3 protein-coding genes are annotated in these 2,343 nt (G+C 35.6%); all 3 read left to right on the forward strand.

All coding sequences use genetic code 11. From position 1 onward, the window contains the following. Positions 1–331 precede the first annotated feature (331 nt). A complete protein-coding gene (locus ABZA26_RS12905) occupies positions 332–1,081 on the forward strand; it encodes a phosphatase (protein WP_372714919.1) in 750 nt (249 codons plus the stop codon). Between the two features lie 124 nt (positions 1,082–1,205). Further along, positions 1,206–2,141 (forward strand): NAD(P)H-dependent flavin oxidoreductase, encoded by a 936-nt coding sequence (locus ABZA26_RS12910; protein WP_372714920.1) that lies wholly within the window; start codon positions 1,206–1,208, stop codon positions 2,139–2,141. Positions 2,142–2,211: 70 nt separating this feature from the next. Continuing rightward, the coding region (locus ABZA26_RS12915; protein WP_372714921.1) for a nitronate monooxygenase at positions 2,212–2,343 on the forward strand (132 nt) is incomplete at its 3' end.

Raw genomic sequence — 2,343 nt, forward strand, 5'->3', positions numbered from 1 at the left:
AATGCCACTTAAAGATTAGAATATTTAAATACTTTTTAAAATCTTTAAAATCTTGTGCCTATTCGTAGGACGAGCGTTAAGAAATCTAATCAATTTTACGTAAAGAAAATACAATGTTTGAGCGAAGCGAGTTTTGTATTTTTAGTAAAATTTATTAGATTTTAGCTTGGACAAGACAATGCTTGATTTTTGGTTACTTTTCATCAAGGAAAAGTAACGGAACTTTGGATGAAGTCAGTAATTTATCCACAAATAGCAAAAATTAGTTTAATTATGATATAATATAAATAGTTTATAAAAAATATATCATTAATTTTTAGGAGGTTAAAATATGAAATACCTCATAGATTTACACACCCACACAAATGTAAATCCTCATGCATACAGCACTCTTGGAGAAAATGTACAGGAAGCCAAGAAAAAAGGTCTAAAAGTAATCGCAATAACAAATCACGGCCCGGCTCTTCCTGACTCTCCTCACTGGTGGTCCCTAAGAAACTTAAGAGCTCTCCCTGATGAGATTGAGGGTGTAAGAGTATTAAAAGGGGTCGAAGCTAATGTAATAGATGAAGACGGAAGTATCGACCTAAATCAGTATATTTATGAGATAATGGATATCATTCTTGTGGGATTTCATCCAGTAGCTGGATACCCTGACGGAAAAGATAAAGAAAAGAATACCCGGACTATGATCAACGTTATAAAAAATCAGATAGTAGATATAATAGCACATCCGGGCAATCCAAAATTCCCCATAGATTATGAAGAGGTAATAAAAACAGCCAAGGAATATAATGTGGCTATAGAACTAAACAACTCTTCTTTTAAAGGTTCTAGAGAAGGATCTGAGGAAAACTGTAAGTCCATAATGTCCATTGCCAAAAAATATGGATGCTATTTATCCCTGGGAAGTGATGCTCATTTTTCCCATTCTATAGGGGATCTTGATATAGTAAGTGAACTTCTTGAAGAAATTTCCTATCCTAAAGAACTAATTTTAAATTCAGATGTGGAAATTTTAAACTCCTTTTTAAATTTGAGGAGAAAATTGAAACCAAAAGAAATACCAGATAATATCTAAGTTTTATGATGGTTTACGTTGGATTATATGAGCTTATCCTCCCATAAAACCATTTACTTTTTAGCTTATTTATGATATAAGTTAATGTGATTAATTACGTGTGTTATTTAAGGAGGAATTCATAATGTCTATTAAAATAGGTAATCTTCAGGTAGAACTTCCTATTATTCAGGGAGGTATGGCTATCAGAGCTTCAATGGCAAGACTTGCAGCAGCTGTTGCTAATGAAGGTGGGATCGGTCTTATTGCCGGGACAGCCCTTTCTACAGAAGAGTTGAAAGATGAGATAAAAAAAGCCAGAGAACTTATAAAGAAAAAAGGCGGAGCACTAGGTGTAAATATAATGTTCGCCGCAAACAATTTTATAGATCTGGTAAAGGCTTCTATCAATGCCGGGGCAGATCTTATAGTATTCGGAGCAGGCTTCTCAAGAGATGTATTTGAACTCGGAAAAGAATCAGGTGTACCTATCGTGCCTATCGTTTCTTCACTGAAGTTAGCTAAGATATCTGAAAGACTGGGGGCTTCTGCTATTATCGTAGAAGGAGGAAACGCAGGTGGACATCTCGGAACTAACTTAGACTCTTGGGATATAGTGGGAGAAATAGCTGAGAAAATATCTGTACCTGTTTTTGGTGCAGGTGGAGTAATCACTCCTGATGATGCGAGAAGAATGCTAGCCCTTGGAGCCGACGGTATTCAAATGGGTTCTAGATTCATAGCCAGTGACGAATGCGAAGTAAGCGACGAGTTCAAACAGATGTATATAAACTCAAAAGAGGGAGATATTGTAGAGATAATGAGTTCTGCCGGTCTTCCTGCCAATGCTATAATTTCTCCCTATGTGGAAAAAGTACTTAATAAAAAAACAGAAAGACCCAAGAGCTGTACCGGTTGCCTGAAAAAGTGTACTATGACTTTTTGTGTAAACGAAAGACTTGTAAAAGGTCATGAGGGAGATTATGAGGAAGGTATCTTCTTTGCCGGAAAAGATGCTTGGAAAATAGAAGAAATTCTTTCTGTAGAGGATATAATGAAAAAATTTAAAGAAGTTTTCTAAATTTTTCTTAACTTTTTTTAAAGATTTGTTTATAATCTAACTTGATATATCTCACCTTAGGAGGAAATTTATGACTAAAAATACTGTTTGTGAACTTCTCAATATAGAATACCCGATATTCCAGGGGGCCATGGCATGGATTGCTGATGGTAACCTGGCAGGTCACGTATCTAAAGCAGGGGGACTAGGGATAATAGCCGGT

The sequence above is a fragment of the Ilyobacter sp. genome (assembly GCF_041583315.1).
In the GTDB taxonomy this organism is placed as follows: domain Bacteria; phylum Fusobacteriota; class Fusobacteriia; order Fusobacteriales; family Fusobacteriaceae; genus Ilyobacter.